Source organism: Rhizobium sp. YTU87027 (assembly GCF_050644135.1).
Lineage (GTDB): Bacteria > Pseudomonadota > Alphaproteobacteria > Rhizobiales > Rhizobiaceae > Rhizobium.
On sequence record NZ_CP098441.1, the window covers coordinates 1 to 16,420 of the forward strand.

16 protein-coding genes are annotated in these 16,420 nt (G+C 59.0%); 8 read left to right on the forward strand and 8 right to left on the reverse strand.

Annotation, left to right across the window (positions count from 1 at the left end; translation table 11 throughout):
• The 5 genes from repA to NBG89_RS18800 all read left to right on the forward strand — a co-directional run bounded on the left by repA (position 1) and on the right by NBG89_RS18800 (position 5,782).
• Positions 1-1,179 carry a plasmid partitioning protein RepA gene (repA, locus tag NBG89_RS18780; RefSeq protein ID WP_431323657.1) on the forward strand — a complete coding sequence of 393 codons (1,179 nt, stop codon included), beginning with the start codon at positions 1-3 and terminating at the stop codon, positions 1,177-1,179.
• Positions 1,176-2,174: a plasmid partitioning protein RepB gene (repB, locus tag NBG89_RS18785; protein ID WP_431323658.1), complete on the forward strand. Its 999-nt coding sequence runs from the start codon at positions 1,176-1,178 to the stop codon at positions 2,172-2,174. Before repA ends, repB begins: the two co-directional genes overlap by 4 nt.
• Before the next feature lie 151 nt (positions 2,175-2,325).
• Positions 2,326-3,615: a plasmid replication protein RepC gene (gene repC, locus NBG89_RS18790; RefSeq protein WP_431323659.1), complete on the forward strand. Its 1,290-nt coding sequence runs from the start codon at positions 2,326-2,328 to the stop codon at positions 3,613-3,615.
• Positions 3,616-3,998: 383 nt separating this feature from the next.
• The gene (gene hmpA / locus NBG89_RS18795) at positions 3,999-5,210 is read left to right on the forward strand and encodes an NO-inducible flavohemoprotein (RefSeq protein ID WP_431324578.1); all 1,212 of its coding nucleotides are present in this window, start codon (positions 3,999-4,001) and stop codon (positions 5,208-5,210) included.
• Positions 5,211-5,314: 104 nt separating this feature from the next.
• Positions 5,315-5,782 (forward strand): RrF2 family transcriptional regulator, encoded by a 468-nt coding sequence (locus NBG89_RS18800; RefSeq protein ID WP_431324579.1) that lies wholly within the window; start codon positions 5,315-5,317, stop codon positions 5,780-5,782.
• A gap of 22 nt (positions 5,783-5,804) precedes the next feature.
• Here NBG89_RS18800 and NBG89_RS18805 read toward each other — a convergent pair whose 3' ends face one another.
• The 5 genes from NBG89_RS18805 to NBG89_RS18825 form a co-directional block, all read right to left on the reverse strand.
• Complete coding sequence (locus NBG89_RS18805) at positions 5,805-6,542, reverse strand: ThuA domain-containing protein (protein ID WP_431323660.1); 738 nt, start codon at positions 6,540-6,542, stop codon at positions 5,805-5,807.
• Between the two features lie 13 nt (positions 6,543-6,555).
• Positions 6,556-7,641, reverse strand: a complete 1,086-nt coding sequence (locus NBG89_RS18810) for an ABC transporter ATP-binding protein (RefSeq protein ID WP_431323661.1) — start codon at positions 7,639-7,641, stop codon at positions 6,556-6,558.
• 19 nt (positions 7,642-7,660) lie between these two features.
• Positions 7,661-8,572: a carbohydrate ABC transporter permease gene (locus tag NBG89_RS18815; protein ID WP_431323662.1), complete on the reverse strand. Its 912-nt coding sequence runs from the start codon at positions 8,570-8,572 to the stop codon at positions 7,661-7,663.
• Position 8,573: 1 nt separating this feature from the next.
• Complete coding sequence (locus NBG89_RS18820) at positions 8,574-9,461, reverse strand: carbohydrate ABC transporter permease (RefSeq protein WP_431323663.1); 888 nt, start codon at positions 9,459-9,461, stop codon at positions 8,574-8,576.
• An 88-nt stretch (positions 9,462-9,549) separates the two neighbouring features.
• Positions 9,550-10,842: an ABC transporter substrate-binding protein gene (locus NBG89_RS18825; protein WP_431323664.1), complete on the reverse strand. Its 1,293-nt coding sequence runs from the start codon at positions 10,840-10,842 to the stop codon at positions 9,550-9,552.
• A 198-nt stretch (positions 10,843-11,040) separates the two neighbouring features.
• Between NBG89_RS18825 and NBG89_RS18830 the strand changes: the two genes are divergently transcribed.
• Together NBG89_RS18830 and NBG89_RS18835 are read left to right on the forward strand one after the other, a co-directional pair.
• Positions 11,041-12,048, forward strand: a complete 1,008-nt coding sequence (locus tag NBG89_RS18830; protein WP_431323665.1) for a Gfo/Idh/MocA family protein — start codon at positions 11,041-11,043, stop codon at positions 12,046-12,048.
• 7 nt (positions 12,049-12,055) lie between these two features.
• Positions 12,056-13,054 carry a LacI family DNA-binding transcriptional regulator gene (locus NBG89_RS18835; protein ID WP_431323666.1) on the forward strand — a complete coding sequence of 333 codons (999 nt, stop codon included), beginning with the start codon at positions 12,056-12,058 and terminating at the stop codon, positions 13,052-13,054.
• A gap of 17 nt (positions 13,055-13,071) precedes the next feature.
• Here the strand turns inward: NBG89_RS18835 and NBG89_RS18840 are convergent, their stop codons facing one another.
• The 3 genes from NBG89_RS18840 to NBG89_RS18850 form a co-directional block, all read right to left on the reverse strand.
• Positions 13,072-13,263, reverse strand: a complete 192-nt coding sequence (locus NBG89_RS18840) for a hypothetical protein (RefSeq protein WP_431323667.1) — start codon at positions 13,261-13,263, stop codon at positions 13,072-13,074.
• Positions 13,264-13,434: 171 nt separating this feature from the next.
• Positions 13,435-13,986 (reverse strand): recombination regulator RecX, encoded by a 552-nt coding sequence (gene recX / locus NBG89_RS18845; RefSeq protein WP_431323668.1) that lies wholly within the window; start codon positions 13,984-13,986, stop codon positions 13,435-13,437.
• Positions 13,983-14,897, reverse strand: a complete 915-nt coding sequence (locus NBG89_RS18850) for a LysR family transcriptional regulator (RefSeq protein ID WP_431323669.1) — start codon at positions 14,895-14,897, stop codon at positions 13,983-13,985. Before NBG89_RS18850 ends, recX begins: the two co-directional genes overlap by 4 nt.
• A gap of 108 nt (positions 14,898-15,005) precedes the next feature.
• On the opposite strand from NBG89_RS18850, the gene hglS reads away from it, so the two are divergent.
• Positions 15,006-16,406: a 2-oxoadipate dioxygenase/decarboxylase HglS gene (hglS, locus tag NBG89_RS18855; RefSeq protein WP_431323670.1), complete on the forward strand. Its 1,401-nt coding sequence runs from the start codon at positions 15,006-15,008 to the stop codon at positions 16,404-16,406.
• The last annotated feature ends 14 nt before the right edge of the window (positions 16,407-16,420 follow it).

Consider the following 16,420-nt stretch of genomic DNA (forward strand, 5'->3'; position numbering starts at 1 on the left):
GTGAATCGGCACTTAAGCAGCCTCGAGTTCATGCAGAGCTTTTCCACCAAATTGGAGCTCGCTTTGCAAAATCTCTCGATGGCCCAGTATCCACCCGATGCGCGCCGCGAGATGCGCAAATTTTCCTCGTCGGAAGTTGCAGCGCTGCTGGATGTCTCGGAAGCCTATATCCGGCAGATCGTTCTGAAGGACAAGGGCCCGTCGCCCGAGACCACGTCAAACGGTCGTCGCATGTATACGCTGGAGCAGATCCTCGAGCTTCGCATGATGCTGGCCGAGAAGGGGCGCAAGAAATGGATGAACCCGCGCCGCATCGAGGGCGAGGAATGCCAGATCATTGCGGTCACCAATTTCAAGGGCGGATCCAGCAAGACATCCACGACCATTCATCTCGGTCACTACCTGGCGCTGAAGGGCTACCGGGTCCTGGCGGTCGATCTCGATCCGCAGGCATCCCTTACCAGCTTGCACGGCACGCTTCCTGATTTCGATCCCCGGGAAGACGAAACACTCTATGCCGCCATCCGCTTTTCTGATCCCAAGCCGACGAAATCGCTCATCCACAACACCCATATTGCCGGCTTCGACGTGATCTGCGCGGGTCTCGATTTGACGGAGTTTGAAACGGCGGTCGCTCTCGAGATGCGCAAGAACGGGGGCACGAGCTTCCTCCTGCGGGTCTCGCAGGCGCTCGAGCAGGTTGCGGACGAGTACGATGTCATTCTGATGGATTCGGCGCCTTCGTTGAACTTCCTGACGCTTTCGTCGCTGACTGCTGCCACCGGCGTCGTCATACCGGTTCCCGCCCACATGCTCGACGTGGATTCAACCGGGAAATTCCTCGAGCTTGCCTCGTCGTACATGCAGATATTGAGCGAGATGGGGACTTCGGCGCAGTGGGATTTTGCAAAGTTCCTGGTGACCAAGTTCGAGGCCAACGATCACCCGCAAGCCAATATGACTGCGTTGATGCGACAGGTTTTCGGTGAAGACCTGTTGCTGAACATGGTCGCCAAATCAACCGCAGTTGCCGACGCCTTGACGTGGAAGCAGAGCCTTTACGAGGTGCAGCGCTCGCGTTTCTCGGCGCCAAAGACCTACGACCGTGCGATGGAATCGATCAACGCGGCCAATGCCGAGATCGAGAAGTTGCTCTGGGCAGCATGGGGGCGCGAATGAGCCGCAAAGATTCTCGTGGCATGTTTGCCAATGTGCTTGGCCAGCTTGAACAACCGGCCGCAGCGCCGGTCGCCAAGCCGACCACGTCTCCGCACCTCCTCAAGGTCGCAGCAGGCGTCAGGCAGATACAGGAAAAGGGTGCGGTTCTCGACAGGCTCCTCAAGGACGGCGACCATATCGTAGAGGTGGATCCCGACGATGTTGCACCGTCCTCGATCCCCGATCGCTTCGACGGCGCCTATGATGATGCGGCAATCGACGAGATTGCGACGTCGATTCGGGAGCGCGGGCAGATTGTCCCAGGTTTGATCAGGCCACATAAGGGCGATGGGGCGCCCTATCAGATCGTGTTCGGTCGGCGGCGATTGGCCGCAGTCAAGACGCTTGGCCTGAAGTTTCGCGCCATTGTGCGCGAACTCAGCGACGAAGAGGCAATCGTCTTCCAGGGCGAAGAGAACGCCAATCGCAATGATCTGTCGTTCATCGAAAAGTGTGCATTCGCCTTGTCGCAAGAACAGGCGGGATATCGGCGTGACGTGATCTGCGCATCGCTGGCGACGGGAAAGTCGCATGTGTCAGAGATGCTGCGGATCGCAACCGCGATCCCGCGAGATGTACTGCTTGCCATCGGCTCGTCGCCGGAGATTGGCCGCCGCCGATGGATTGATTTTGCCGACGCCTTTGCCAAGCGCGAGGACGGTGTGGTGCGCGTCAAGCACTCGCTTGGCCAGGACAACGCCGCTGCCGGGAAAGATCGCTTTGCTATCGCTCTTGGCGCGCTGAAGGCCGAAGCAGCCGCGGCGGCGGTGCCGTCTGCCGTGACGGAGATCCGAGCAAATGGTTTTCTTCTGGCGACGGTCAGCTACGCCAAGACCGGCCCGAAAATCAGCTTTACGAAGGCCGTTCCAGCAAGTTTCGTCGATTTTCTGAATGATCGCATGGAGGCGCTTCACAGCGAATTCGTGCAGTCGGCACAACGCAGCAGCAAAGGATAACGCCGCAAAAGAAAAAAGCTCCCGAACGTTGCCGTCGCGGAAGCCCTTCTCATAGGTTAGCAGCTAGAGAATCGCATTTCCGGGAATCCCTGTCAAGAGTTGGCACCGATCTGGTGGGTGGATTTCTTTTGCCTTCGACAAGGTGAAGGTGATGGAACCAGGAAATGTGACGACGCCCTTTGGGCAGCGTTCGATGACGCTTGCCATGCTCGCCAGCCAGAAGGCGGCAAGCCAGCTTCAGGCTGATCAGTCAGTCGACAAGTGGAAGATCTACAGGTCATTGTGTGCGGCCAAGCCTCTGCTTGGCGTGACCGATCGCGCTCTTGCGGTCCTGAATGCGCTGCTCAGCTTTCATCCGCAAAATATCCTATCGGAAGAAACCGGTCTGGTCGTCTTTCCGTCGAACCAGCAGCTGTCGCTACGCTCGCACGGCATGGCCGAGCAGACGATCCGCCGCCACCTGGCTGTACTGGTCGAAGCCGGGCTGATCATCCGCAAAGATAGTCCAAACGGCAAACGCTACGCCCGTAGGGCGAGCGGTGGCGAGATCGGAGAGGCATTCGGCTTCTCGCTGGCGCCTCTGATTGTACGCGCCGAGGAAATCGAACGTTTGGCAGCTGAGGTGGCAGCGGAACGGCTTTCTCTGCAGCGGTTGCGTGAGCAATTCACTCTTTGCCGCCGGGATGTCGCCAAGCTGATTGAGGCCGCGATCGAGGAAGAACTTGCGGGTGATTGGGAAACGGCATTCGGCTATTTCAGGGAACTTGTCGAGGCCCTACCGCGCACCCCGACCGCTGAACAAATTGCAGTCGCCCTCGAGGAAATGCAGACACTGCGCGACGACATTACTAATCGATTGGAAACATTGATAAAAGCGAAAGAAACAAGCGGCAATCCCGCTCAGAATGAGCGTCACATACAGAATTCAAACCCCGACTCTACTTTTGATCCTGAACCAGCTTTAGAGAAAAAGCAGGGAGCAAACTCGGCATTCCAGATTGAGCCTCACATCGCTTTGCCTGGGCAAAAGCAAAAACTTGACGATCAAACGGCAGGCCGTGCCCGAAGCCGTACGAAGGATGATGCTTCGGTCCTGAAGTCGTTCCCGCTCGGCCTCGTGCTGCAGGCCTGCCCCGACATGGCAAACTACGGGCCTGGTGGCTCGATTGCAAATTGGCGAGACATGATGGCCGCAGCGGTTGTTGTTCGCGGGATGCTGGGGGTCAGCCCGGCAGCTTACGAAGAGGCCGCGATCGTTATGGGCCCGGAGAACGCGGCAACGGTGATGGCATGCATTCTTGAGCGCGGCGGCCACATCAACTCGGCTGGGGGCTATCTCAGAGATCTAACGCGTCGCGCGGAGAAAGGCGAATTCTCCGTCGGGCCGATGTTGATGTCATTGGTGCGTGCGCAAGGCGGTGGAACCAGGCGGGTCGGCTAGCGGGAAGCGCGGATATGCCTGACGCGGATACGGTTTGCTCGCCTGATGTGAGTAATGGTGGGAACAGGTCAGGCAGCTGATGTCGTCGATCCGAGGCCGAACGGCGCAACATGAATATGGCCGACGGTGCGTGGTTCGCCGATCGGGCCAATGAAGCGGTGTCGGCAGGGCACTGACCACAGGAGCTAAGCTTGAAGGATCATCTCCTTCAAAGATTAGGCCGGTGGGAACCCCCTGATGCAGGCAAGGCGGCGCTTCGCTCGATCTTCAGAGCTACCGCTGCCAGGTCTGCGACCGAACGGCACAGGGCTTATACATATATTGTAAATGTATCTTATGGGAGCTACGTCACCGGCGTCGACAGAAAACGTTTGGAGACCATGATGACGCAAATACTGACTGAGACCACGAAGGCCACCGTTCGCGCGACCGTGCCGGCACTCGCAAGGCACGGTACCGAAATTACGACCGCCATGTACAGGCGGCTGTTTGAGAATGCTGAGGTCCGGACGTTGTTCAACCAGTCGAACCAAGGTGAAGGCGGGCGTCAAACGAAGGCGCTGGCCCAGGCAATTCTTGCTTACGCCGAAAACATCGACAATCTGGCCGCACTCACCGGAGCTGTCGAGCGGATCGCGCAGAAGCATGTCGGGCTGTACATCCGTCCTGATCACTATCCTCATGTTGCGGCCGCCCTTTTGGGCGCGATCAAGGACGTTCTCGGCGATGCGGCAACGAATGAAATTGTCAGTGCCTGGGGTGAGGCCTTCTGGTTTCTCGCCGACATCCTGATTGAGCGCGAGAAGCAGATCTACGATGATCTTCAATCGAGAGAGGGCGGCTGGAATGGCTGGCGGCAGTTTGCCGTCGTGTCGAAGCGGGAAGAAAGCGACATCATCACATCGTTCGTACTGCGACCGGTTGATGGCAGGGCCGTGGTTCGCCATAGGCCCGGGCAGTACCTGACGTTCCGGTTCGATATTCCGGGACTGCAGCCACAGCACAGGAACTACAGCATCTCCTCCGCTCCGAACGGTGAGACCTATCGCATCTCGGTCAAGCGCGAGACGCATGGGCTGGTGTCGCGGTTCCTCCACGAGCAGATCGAGGAGGGTGCGGTCATTGAGGTAGCGCCGCCGACTGGAGACTTCCACCTGCCACCCGGCCAGAATAGGCCCGTCGTGTTGCTCAGTGGTGGTGTCGGGCTGACGCCGATGGTCAGCATGCTGGAGACGATCGCAAACAGCGGAGGTGAGTTTCCCGTTCACTATGTGCATGGTGCCGAGAACGGGCGGGTCCATGCGATGGGATCGCATGTGCGCGATATCGTGAAAGATCGGGCCTCTTTCAAAACGGCAATTTTTTATGGCAGCCCACAGGAGCAGGATGAAAGGGGCGTTCACTTCGACCACGATGGCTTCATCACGGTTGACTGGCTGGCCGAGAATACGCCCATCGCAGAAGCCGACTTCTATCTCTGCGGACCAAGACCGTTCCTGGCCCTGTTTGTCAGTGGTCTGGCAAAAGCCGGGGTCCCTCAAAACAGGATCCATTATGAATTCTTCGGCCCGGCCGACGAACTCGAGGCGGCCTAGGTATAAAGATCGGCAAGGCGGTCAAGGAATGGCCGCTTTGCCAATTGATGCATCGTTTGAATATCTTTATGTCGGTGCATACGATTTTCGTGAGGGATCTGCGAATGCGGCTGACCGTCTATTCCGACTACGCGTTGCGGCTCATGATGTATCTCGCGCTCAAAGGAGATCGCCTCTCGACGATCTCGGAAATTGCGGAAGCCTACGATATTTCGAAGGCGCATCTGATGAAGATCACCCATGAACTCGCACAGAAAGGCCTGATCGATACGGTGCGCGGTCGCCAGGGCGGCATGCGGCTTGCGCGCGGTGCCGCGCAGATTGGGGTCGGCGAGATCGTTCGCTCCTGCGAGCCTGATTTTGCGATCGTGCCTTGCATGGAAAAGAGTGACGAGATTGCCTGTGTCGTGCAGCCCGCCTGTGTGCTGAAGCGGGCGCTGGCTGCCGCCGCCGCTGCATTCCTCGATGTGCTCGACGGCTATACGCTCGCCGACCTGACCCGACCGGCGATGCCGCTGCGTCGTCTGCTTGCACTGCCTGAGCCGGACGCCCACGCGGGGCGCCCAACATAAGGCGAGATTGCAGGCCGATTGCCTATGCCGGCCTGACGTGGATCGGGTCGGCGCGGTGCCAGTTTTCCAGGATCCGGCCATCCGTGTGGCTTTGCCTGGCCCAGCGGATTCCGTTTGAAATGACGTTCTGCACTGTCTTGTCATGGTAGATCGGATAGGTCTCGTGACCCGGGCTGAAGAAGAAGATCCGACCGCGACCGCGCTGCCATGTGCAGCCGCTGCGGAAGACCTCGCCGCCTGAATACCAGGAGATGAAGACGAGTTCGTCCGGCTGCGGGATGTCGAAAGGCTCGCCATACATTTCCGAGGCGTTGACCTCGAAATAGGGCGGCAGCCCCTTGGCAATCGGGTGCGCCGGATTGACCACCCAGACCCGCTCGAGATCGCCTTGCGGCGTTTCGCGCCAGGAGAGATTGGCATTGGTTCCCATCAGTCGGCGAAACAGCTTGGAGTGATGGCCGGAATGCAGCACGACAAGGCCCATTCCTTTGAGAACGCGCTGCTGTATCCGATCGACCAGTCCGTCGCTCACCTCTTCATGTGCCATGTGTCCCCACCAAAGAAGGACATCGGTGTCATTGAGCAGGGATTCCGGCAGACCTTCGTGCGGATCATCGAGCGTGCCGCGGCGGATCTCGAAATCCGGGCCGGCAATGCCCGCCGCGATCGCGCCGTCGATGCGATCGGGGTATATCTCCTGGACTTCTTTGTGCAGCTGTTCGTGGCGGCCTTCGTTCCAGATGGTGATCTTGATTGTCATGGTGTCCTCGATGTTATGAAGCTTGGGCCGTACGGATGAGCCGCCCGGTGGAATCGAACAGATGGCAGGCGGAGGTATCGGCGATGAGAGACACGCGATCGCCCGGCCGCAGCGCGATGTCGCCTTCGGCACGGACAACGATCGGCTGTTCCGGCAAGCCGACGGTCATGTAGGTCTCGACGCCGAGGCGTTCGACGATCATGACCTCTGCCGAAAGATCGCCCTGCCCGCTTGCTGTGATCTTCAGGTGCTCGGGCCGGATGCCGAGCGTCGCCCGACCCTGCGCGACAGTCCCGCCGGTATCGGATAGGTCGAGTGATAGACCGAGCGGGCCTTGGGCATGGAGCCTGCCGGTGATCGGCTTCGTGATCGACACAGGAATGGTGTTCATCTTCGGGGAGCCGATGAAGGTTGCGACGAACTCGTTGTCCGGCTGGTGATAGAGCGTCATCGGCGCCCCCTGCTGGGCAACGAGCCCCTTGTTGAGGACGACGATCCGGTCAGCCATGGTCATGGCCTCGACCTGATCATGCGTGACATAGACGACCGTCGCCTTGAGTTCGCGATGCAGGCGCTGCAGTTCGGCGCGCATCTGCACGCGAAGGGCGGAATCGAGATTGGACAAGGGCTCGTCGAAAAGGATGAGCGACGGCTTCTTGATGATTGCGCGGCCGATAGCGACGCGCTGGCGCTGGCCACCGGATAACGCTGCGGGACGACGGTGGAGATAGTCAGCCAGTTGCAGGATCTCGGCGACAGCTTCGACCTGCCGGCGGATTTCCGCCTCGGCCACCTTCTTCAAGCTGAGCGAGAAGCCGATATTCTCGGCGACCGTCATATGCGGATAAAGCGCGTAGGACTGGAACACCATGGCGATGCCGCGCTTGTCGGGCGGGACGTCATTGATGCGCTTGCCGTTGAGGATGAGGTCACCATCGTCAATACCCTCAAGTCCGGCAATCATCCGCAGCAAGGTCGACTTTCCGCAGCCCGATGGCCCAACAAACACCGCGAACTCGCCGTCTTCCACGGTAATATCGACGCCCTTGATGACCTCCAATGCACCGTAGAATTTGCGAACGTTCCTGAGATTGATCATCGCATAGCTCTTTCTGCTGTCAGCCTTTGACGCCGCCGGCGAACGTCTCAACGAGAAAGCGGCGCGCAAAACCAAAGGCGACGACTGCCGGCAGGAGATAGACGAAGGCGAGTGCGGCAAGCAGGCCGTAGTCGATCTCGTTTATGCGCAAGAATGCGCGGAATAGCCCGAGGGGCAGCGTCTGCAATTCCGGTGAGGAGAGGAAGATCAGCGGCAGCAGGAAGTCGCCCCAGGCGGACATGAAGGCGAACAGCCCCGCGGCAGCGAGACCTGGCAGTGCGAGCGGAATGAGGACGCGGCGAATGCGTTGCACCAATGTCGCGCCGTCCATCAGTGCGGCTTCTTCGTAATCGCGCGGCAGGCCGTCGAAGAACGTTTTCATGATCCACAGGGCGAGTGGCAACTGCATCGTCGCAAGCACGAGGATCAGACCGAGATAGCCATCGATAAAACCGGTCCAGCGCATGATCGGCCGGGTATACTCGCCGAAAATCGGCCGCAGAATGGCACTTTCAGCATTGTTCAATGTCAGGAGGAACTTATAGAGCGGCACGACGAGCGCTGTCGGTGGCAGGACACGGATCAACAGGATGGCGTAAAGGAAAGGCAGCTTCCACCAAGCCCTCGTGCGCGACAGCGCATAGCCGCCAAGGCCAGCCAGTACCATCACCAGTACCGTTGCACCGCCGACGACGAAGAGGGAGTTGAACAGCCATTTCGCTCCATCCTCCTTTGTAAAGACGCGGAGGTAATTGGCGAGGCTCCATTGTTCGGGCCATCGAAGGAAGAGCTGGGCGTTGCCATCGAAGGAAGCGAGAAGCACCCAGAAGAAGGGAACGGCGCAAAAGATCGAGATCAGCGACAGCGTTGCATAGGCAAGCAGGTCAGAGCGGGTCTTGTTGGCGTTTTCGCTGGGAGAGATCACCGCCATGTCAGACCTCCACCTTCATGGCTCTGACATAGCCAATGCCAAGGACAAGCGAGATCAGCAGCGCGACGACCGCCACAGCTGCACCGTAGCCAAGCTGGAAGGCGGTGAAGGATTGATTGTAAATGTAGATGCTGACGAGTTCCGTCGCTCCGCCCGGCCCGCCGCGGGTGAGCGCATAGACGAGACCGAAGACGGCGATGGTCGAGACCGCCGAAATCAGCATGTAGAGCAGGATGGTCGGCATCATCAGCGGCAGGGTGATACGACGAAACATCTGCGACGGCGTTGCGCCATCCATACGGGCTGCCTCGTAGATTTCGGTCGGAATGGTGCTGAGCCCGGCGGTCAAAAGGATCATGGCGGTGGCGATCCCGCGCCATGTGTTGACGACGATAATCATAGAAAGCGGAAACACCTGCAGCCAGTCGGCGGGCGTTACACCGAAGAAGCTGACGATACGGCTGAGCGTTGCCTGCTCTCCACCGGCCAGCATGGAAATCCACATGAAGCCAGCAACCACCTCGGGTGCGGCATTGGGCAGAAGGATGATCGATGAGAAGAGCCGTCGAAAATGGATGCGGCGGCGAAGCGCCATAGCCGAGATGAGGCCAAGCACGAACTGACCGATCACGGCCGAACCAACGACAAACAGGAAGGTGACGAGCAAAGCGTTCCAGAACTTCGCGTCGTTCAGAAGTCGCGCATAGTTGCGGATACCGACGAAGCGCGGCCGCAGTGCGGCAGCCCCCGTCAGCGCTTCATTGGTGAAGCTCAGATAGACGGAATAAAGCGCGGGATAGATCACAAAGGCCAGAAGCAGCGCAAGCGACGGCAGCAGGATAACAAGAAGCTGCCGTTCGGCGCGCTTTTCGTGGACGTTTCGGGCCATGGAAAGCTCTGTAACTCGTTCGACGGGAAGTCCGGAGACGCGGGGCAAGCCCGCGCCTCCCTGGCATTTTCAATCAGTAAGACACAGCTTACTTTATAACGTCGTCGCCCAGCGTTTCCTTGACATAGTCGACAAGGATCTTCTGGGCGCCGGCAGCATCGGTTTCTTTGCGCAGCAGCGCTTCGGTGGCGCGGGCGACACCTTCCGCGACCGTCCCGAAGCCGGACGCCTGCTTGAGGAAAGTGCCGTTCTCCGCAGCAGCATGGATCGCAACGAGTTCCGTGAGCTTCTGGAAGTCGGCGTTCTTGGCCGCATCCTTGCTCGACGGAATATTGCCGATACGGGCGGCGTAGGAAACTTGCGTTTCGACCGAGCCGATCTCCATCAAGGCCTTCTTGGCAAGCTCGACATTGGCCGACTTGGCGTTGACGGCCCACGGGGCTGCAAGGTTGGCCAGAACATACTGGCCACCGCTTTGACCGGGAACTGTCCAGGTGCCGACAACCTTGGTGACCTCAGGAATCGGGTTCTTGCTCTCGCGACCCCAGTCGAAGATGTAGCACCAGGATCCGCAGGTGGTCGCAGCGAGCTTGCCTTGAGGGAACATCTGATATTTCGGCACGACCCACGGCTCAGGTCCGAGCAAGGGCTGTGTCGGCATCAGGTCATTGTCGATCAGTTGCTTGTAGACATCGAAGGCATCCTTGACGCCCTCGCCGTTCAGATCGAGCTTGCCGTCAGCATCGACGAGCTGCGGGGTCTTTGAGCCAACGATCAGATGCTGGAAGCCCTCGTCGAAAGCGCCGCTTCCCCAGGAAACGCCGGCCGGGAAGAGCAAGCCATAGGCGCCAGTCTTCTTCTTGATTTCAGCGGCACGATCGAGAAGCTCCTTCCAACTCTTCGGCTGCGCCGTCGATATGCCGGCTTTGTCGAGAACGTCCTTACGGTAGTAGATTTCCTGGATGCCCAGCATGAACGGCATGACATAGGTTTCGCCATCCGGGCTGACCGCCAGCTGCTTGGCGACGTCGTAGAACTTGGCGTAACCGTCCCAAGCCTTGATTTCCTTGGTGACCGGCGCGAGGTAGCCAGCCTCGACCATATCGGCAACCGCGGCCGTTGTCGGAATGGAGAAGAGATCGGGCGCGTTTCCGGCGCCAAGCTCGGTCAAGAGCTTCGTCAGATAGTCCTTGTCAGGCGCGGGATACTCAACGACCTCGACGGTCACGCCGTATTTCTTCTCGATCCTCTCGACCGTCGACTTCATGGCGTCGATGCCGGCCTGACCGTGATTTGCAATTCGGATTGTCTCGGCATGCGCCAGCGTCGAAACGGCGCTGAGCAGAATGGCGCACAGGCCACCAATGACCGTCTTCTTCAACGGAAGTCCTCCCTTTTGGTATGCGGCGCCCTCCAGCACCACGACTGAAAATGTACACGTATTCCAATTGTAGGCAAGATGGTTTCCTTTATGATTTCCAATGATAATTAAGACATTGATTCTTAAAGATTAAATATATCTTGTCTTCGCCATGTCGTTTGTGTAACCGTATGCACATTGTATTCGGGAGGACTGTTCATGTCAGAGAAATTGCGGCTTGGCGTCATCGGCGCTGGCCTGAAAGCGGCTGAGTATGCGGCAAGCTGGGTACGCATGCCGGAGATCGAGTTCGTCGCGCTTGCTGACACGACGCCTTCTTCTTGCCAGCGGCTGATCGACGTTTGCCTTGCCGCAGGCGCATCCGAACCGAAGAGCTTCGGGGACTATCGGGAGATGCTGGCGTCCTGTCGGGAAGATCTCGATATCGTCTACGTTTCCACGCCGCATGCATTGCACGGCGAGCAGGCAACGGCTGTTGCCGAGGCGGGGCTCGATCTCTTCCTTGAAAAGCCGATGGTGACGACGGTTGCGGAAGCGGAACGCCTGATTGCGGCGCAGAAGAAGAGCGGCGTGACTGTTGTAACCGCCTTCCAGGGCGGTCTTTCGCCGCTGGTGATCGATACGCGCAAACGGGCACTTGCCGGCGAGTTTGGCGAGCTGATCGCGATATCGGGGATGATCTGGGAAAGCTGGTCCAGCAACTATGCCGGTCACTGGAAGCAGCAGCCGGAGATCTCGGGTGGTGGCTTCATGTTCGACACCGGCGCGCATATGATGAACACCGTCTGCCTGCTTGCCAATTCGGATTTCGAGAGCGTGTCGGCCTATATGAACAATCGCGGCAAGAAGGTCGACATTGCAACGGCCGTTTCCGCCCGGCTTAAGAACGGCGCGCTGGCGACACTTTCGGCTGCCGGCGAAGGTCCCCCGGGCTGCGCCTCCTACATCACCTTTTTCTATTCGAAGGCAATCGTTCGTATCGATGCCTGGGGCGGGTGGCGCGAGATCAGCGTCGGTCGCAATAGGGAACCGCGTGAAGAGGCGGAAATTCTTGGCAATCCGATGAAAAACTTCCTCGCCATTCGCGCTGGGACGATGGAAAACACCGGCTCCGTTGAAATGGGCCTACGATTCGCTAGGCTCTGGGATGCGATCAAGGAATCGGCCGCGGCAGACGGGGTGCCCGTCAGGATAGCCGCGCCATAGGCATGGAATGCTGGTAATGAACAAGCGACGGATCACCTCGAAGGAATTGGCAAAGCTCGCCGGGGTGTCGTCTGCCACGATCTCGCGGGCCTTTTCGCCGGATTCAAGGATCGGAAGCGCGACGCGCGACCGCATCCTGGCCGTCGCCCGCGAGTACGGCTATCAGCCAAACGCGATCGCACGCTCATTGAACAACCAGCGCTCGCGGCTGGTGGCGTTGGTCGTCAATGCAATCGGTAATCCGTGCGAGGCTGAAGAGCAGCAGCTTCTCGTCCATCGGCTGCAGGCCAGGCAGCTTCTGCCGATCATTCTGTGCTGTGCCGATCACGACGATCGGTTGCAGCTTATGCGGCTTGCCTCCACCTATCAGGTGGACCACGTCGTCGTCTTCTCCGACATGGTGTCGATGCAGGATGCGGTCGACATCTTCCATACGACGAAGCCGATCATTGTTTCCTTCGAACCGCTCGACAATGAAAAGGTCTCGAGCATCCGAATAGATGGGTCGGCGGCCGCTGACGAGATAATCGACAAGATCGTTGGCGACGGAAAGAAGCGCTTCGCTTATCTCTCCGGGACGAAGTCGAGCTGGATCGACAAACTACGGCGCAAGTGGTTTGTCGATGCGCTGGCCAAACGCGGCCTTAGCCTGCAGGCGGAAGCCTTCGGCGACTACAGCTACGATTCGGGCTTCAAGGAGGCGGTTTTGCTCCTCCACCGCGCCAAGGTTGACGCCATCATCTGCGGCAATGACGTCATGGCGATCGGCGCGCGGGATGCGGCCCGGCGTGTGCTTGGCAAGAGCACGCCCGACGATATTGCCATTGTCGGCCAGGATGGGATCGCCATGGCGGCATGGGACTGCAACGACTTGACGACACTCGGTCTCGACCATGTCGCCTTCATCGACGCGGTGGTAGAACTGATCGAACGTCACGATGCCGAAGTGGAAGGCCCCCATAGCATCACTCTGACTTGCACGGCGCGATGGGGCTCGACCGCTTGAGGGTCGAGGACGACGTTTCAGCGATGTCGTTTGAAAATAAGCTCATAGAGCCAAAGACTGAGCGCCATCGCGACAAACATGGCGACGAAGGTCTTGTGGTCGGGGATGTCCTGTCGATCAAGGAAGAGTGGCAGCATGATGATGAGCAAGCCGCAGATGGTCAAAGCGGTTATCGCCGACTGAACGAGAAGTCTCGCGATACTGTTCATGCACGGATCCCTTCGCGGTTTAATGCGCGTTTGACAATACGGGGTCGCGATCCCTACGCAGGAAGGGCAACCTCTGGGGCATATGGACTCGTGAAAGAACTTGACAAGCTTGGCGAGGAAAGGACTGCCGGACGGTAATGCTTGTTCCTACGAATGGCTTTTTGTAGCCAGCTACCAAGATCGTGCGATCAGGACGTCTTCTGCCTCCACGCGACTCATGCCGAGCACGGTCTTTCCGATGTCGAAACTGAAACCGCTGCGCGCGAATGCGGCCATTTCCTTTGTCACGCGTTCCCGATCGCCGTCGCCACGGCGAAACGGCCCGAAGGCGCGCTTGCGCGCGAAGAACACTGCCGCCAACAAATCATCCGCTTCATCAAGTGCGGTCGCAATGACCTCACGATCGACGCCCTTCTGTGACAGCTTTTGAGCGATACGCCGCTTCGATCTGCCATTGCGAACACCCGAACGGGTACTGACCTCGGCATAAGTCGTGTCGTTCAGACCACCGTGGTCATAAGCGAAGGCCACTGCCTGGTCAGCAACAGCCTTGAGCTGTCCTTCTGTGATGTCCTCGAATTTCTGTTTTGCCTTCCTGACAATGGCATCGGATAGTTGTCTTTCGGTCAGCATTTGTCGCTCGAGCCGATAGATCGTCGAGTTTCTGGCCCAGCTCAGCATACGTGCCGTCGGGATGTCGGATGGCGTTTGATCGTTACTCACTGTTCAGTCGGGTCCCTGGTGCTTACCTGCGAGAGTAGCCAAGCCGTAAAGGCCAAGCCGAGCGCGTGTTCACGCTTCCCGTCCGGGGTCACGATGTAATAGCTGTTTTCCGTCGACATCGGCTGGTCGAAGACGATCTTGAGCTTCCCGGAGTTCAGCTCTTGTTCGATCAGGTAGAGTGGAAGCAGGGCAAACCCCATCGCCATCGCCGCCGCCTCGATGATCATCGAGAATTGGTCGAACCGGTTGCCGCGATACGAAGGGTCGGCGTCTATGTTGCAGCGTTCAAACCACTGGCGCCAGAGCCGCGGGCGTGTCGCCAGATGCAGGAGCGGCCTCTGGAGCAGTTCGGTGGGGCTGGCGACAGGATCCGATTGCAGCAGGTTCGGACTGGCGACGGGAACGATCTTCTCGTCGCAGAGAAACGTACAGGTTGCCCGTGCCCAGATCGGTTGGCCGTAATGAATGGCGAGGTCGACGTTCTCTTGTTCGAAATCGAATGGCTCGGAGCGCGATGTAATGTCCACGAGCGAGCCGGGATAGGCTGCCAGGAAAGCTGGTAGCCGTGGTGTTAGCCAACGACTGCCAAACGTCGGCAGGGTGGCGATCGAAAGTGTCGCTGTCGCGTCCGTGCCGGATGCTGCCCGGATCATCATCTCCTCGGTCTGGTGCAGCAGGCGTCGTGCATCGGGCAGCAGCCGCCTGCCGGCGTCCGACAGGATCGCGCGCTGCCGGACCCGTTCGAAGAGAAGGACGCCAAGCTGGGTCTCCAGGTCCTTGATTTGTCGACTGATGGCGCTTTGCGTGAGGTTGAGCTCAAGGGCTGCGCGCGTGAAGTTGCCGTGGCGCGCGGCCGACTCGAATGACTGCAGCGTGGTCAGGTCGGGTATCAGCTTTCGAGGCAATATCATTCCGAAACCGCATCATCTCAGCTTCATTTGTCGTTATTCATCTACTCTACGTGCGATATGATCGCAATCCAGAATGAACTCGTCGAATTGACGTCTGTGAGAAAAGATATGTCGACCAGAAGTTACGTCTCCTCCTGCAATATCCGCTCTGCATTTTCCGCGGCCATGTCGGCCATGTATCGGACCGAGGTCCCCGCTTACGGCACGCTGATGGACATTGTTGCCACCGTGAACGCGGAAACGCTTGCCGCCGATCCGACCCTTAAGCGCAGACTTCAAGAAACTGATTCCTTGGAGCGTGTCTCCGAAGAGCGTCACGGTGCCATTCGCCTCGGCACGGCTGCCGAACTTGTGATGATGAGACGCGTCTTTGCGGTCATGGGAATGTATCCTGTCGGCTACTACGACCTCAGCGAAGCGGGGGTACCAGTCCACTCCACCGCTTTCCGGCCGGTCGGCGACGCGGCGCTGAAGCGCAACCCGTTCCGCGTCTTCACCTCCCTGCTACGCCTCGACCTGATTGCCGACGAAGAGTTGCGGGCGCAAGCCGAGGCGATCCTGCAAAAACGCCAGATCTTCACTGCCGGCGCCATCGAACTGACGGAAAAGGCCGAACGCCAGGGCGGTCTCGATGACGACGATGCCAGGCGCTTCGTTGCGGAAGCGCTTGAAACCTTCCGCTGGCATGATCAGGCCAATGTCGATCTCGCCATGTACAAGCGCCTGCATGATGCGCACCGGCTGATTGCCGACGTTGTCTCCTTCAAGGGGCCGCATATCAATCACCTGACGCCGCGCACGCTCGACATCGATCAGGTGCAGCGTTTGATGCCGGAACACGGCATTGCGCCGAAGGCGGTCGTCGAAGGTCCGCCAAGCCGTCGCTGCGCAATCCTTCTGCGGCAGACATCGTTCAAGGCTCTTGAGGAAGCCGTTTCCTTCCAGGATGCGAACGGCAATTGGCAGAAGGGCACACATACTGCCCGTTTCGGAGAGATCGAAAGCCGTGGCATTGCGCTGACGCCTAAGGGTCGTGCGCTCTACGACAGGCTCCTGACGGACTCGCGCAAGGCTGTGCGTCCCGCGGCCGACGGCTCGAACGCGGCGGCCTACGAGACGGCCCTTGCCGATGCCTTCGTGCCCTTCCCGGATGACTGGGCCGAAATCCGTGCACAGGGGCTTGGCTATTTCCGCTATTGGCTGACGGAAAGGGGCGACGGCGCGGTTGCGTCGGCCGAAAGCAGCGTCGATCGACTGGTAGCAGACGGCCTCGTCGGCTTCGATCCGATCGTCTACGAAGACTTCCTGCCCGTCAGCGCGGCCGGTATCTTCCAGTCCAATCTCGGCGAGGAAGCGGCGCAGGAGTTCACCGCCAGCCCCAATCAGCAGCGCTTCGAGCGTGATCTCGGGACCTCGGTTCTCAATGAATTCGATCACTATGCCGGTATCGAGGCGCAATCGATCGCGGATTGCCTGGCTCGGCTGACCGCCGCTGAAGCGGCCGAGTGAAGCAACCCGACGGC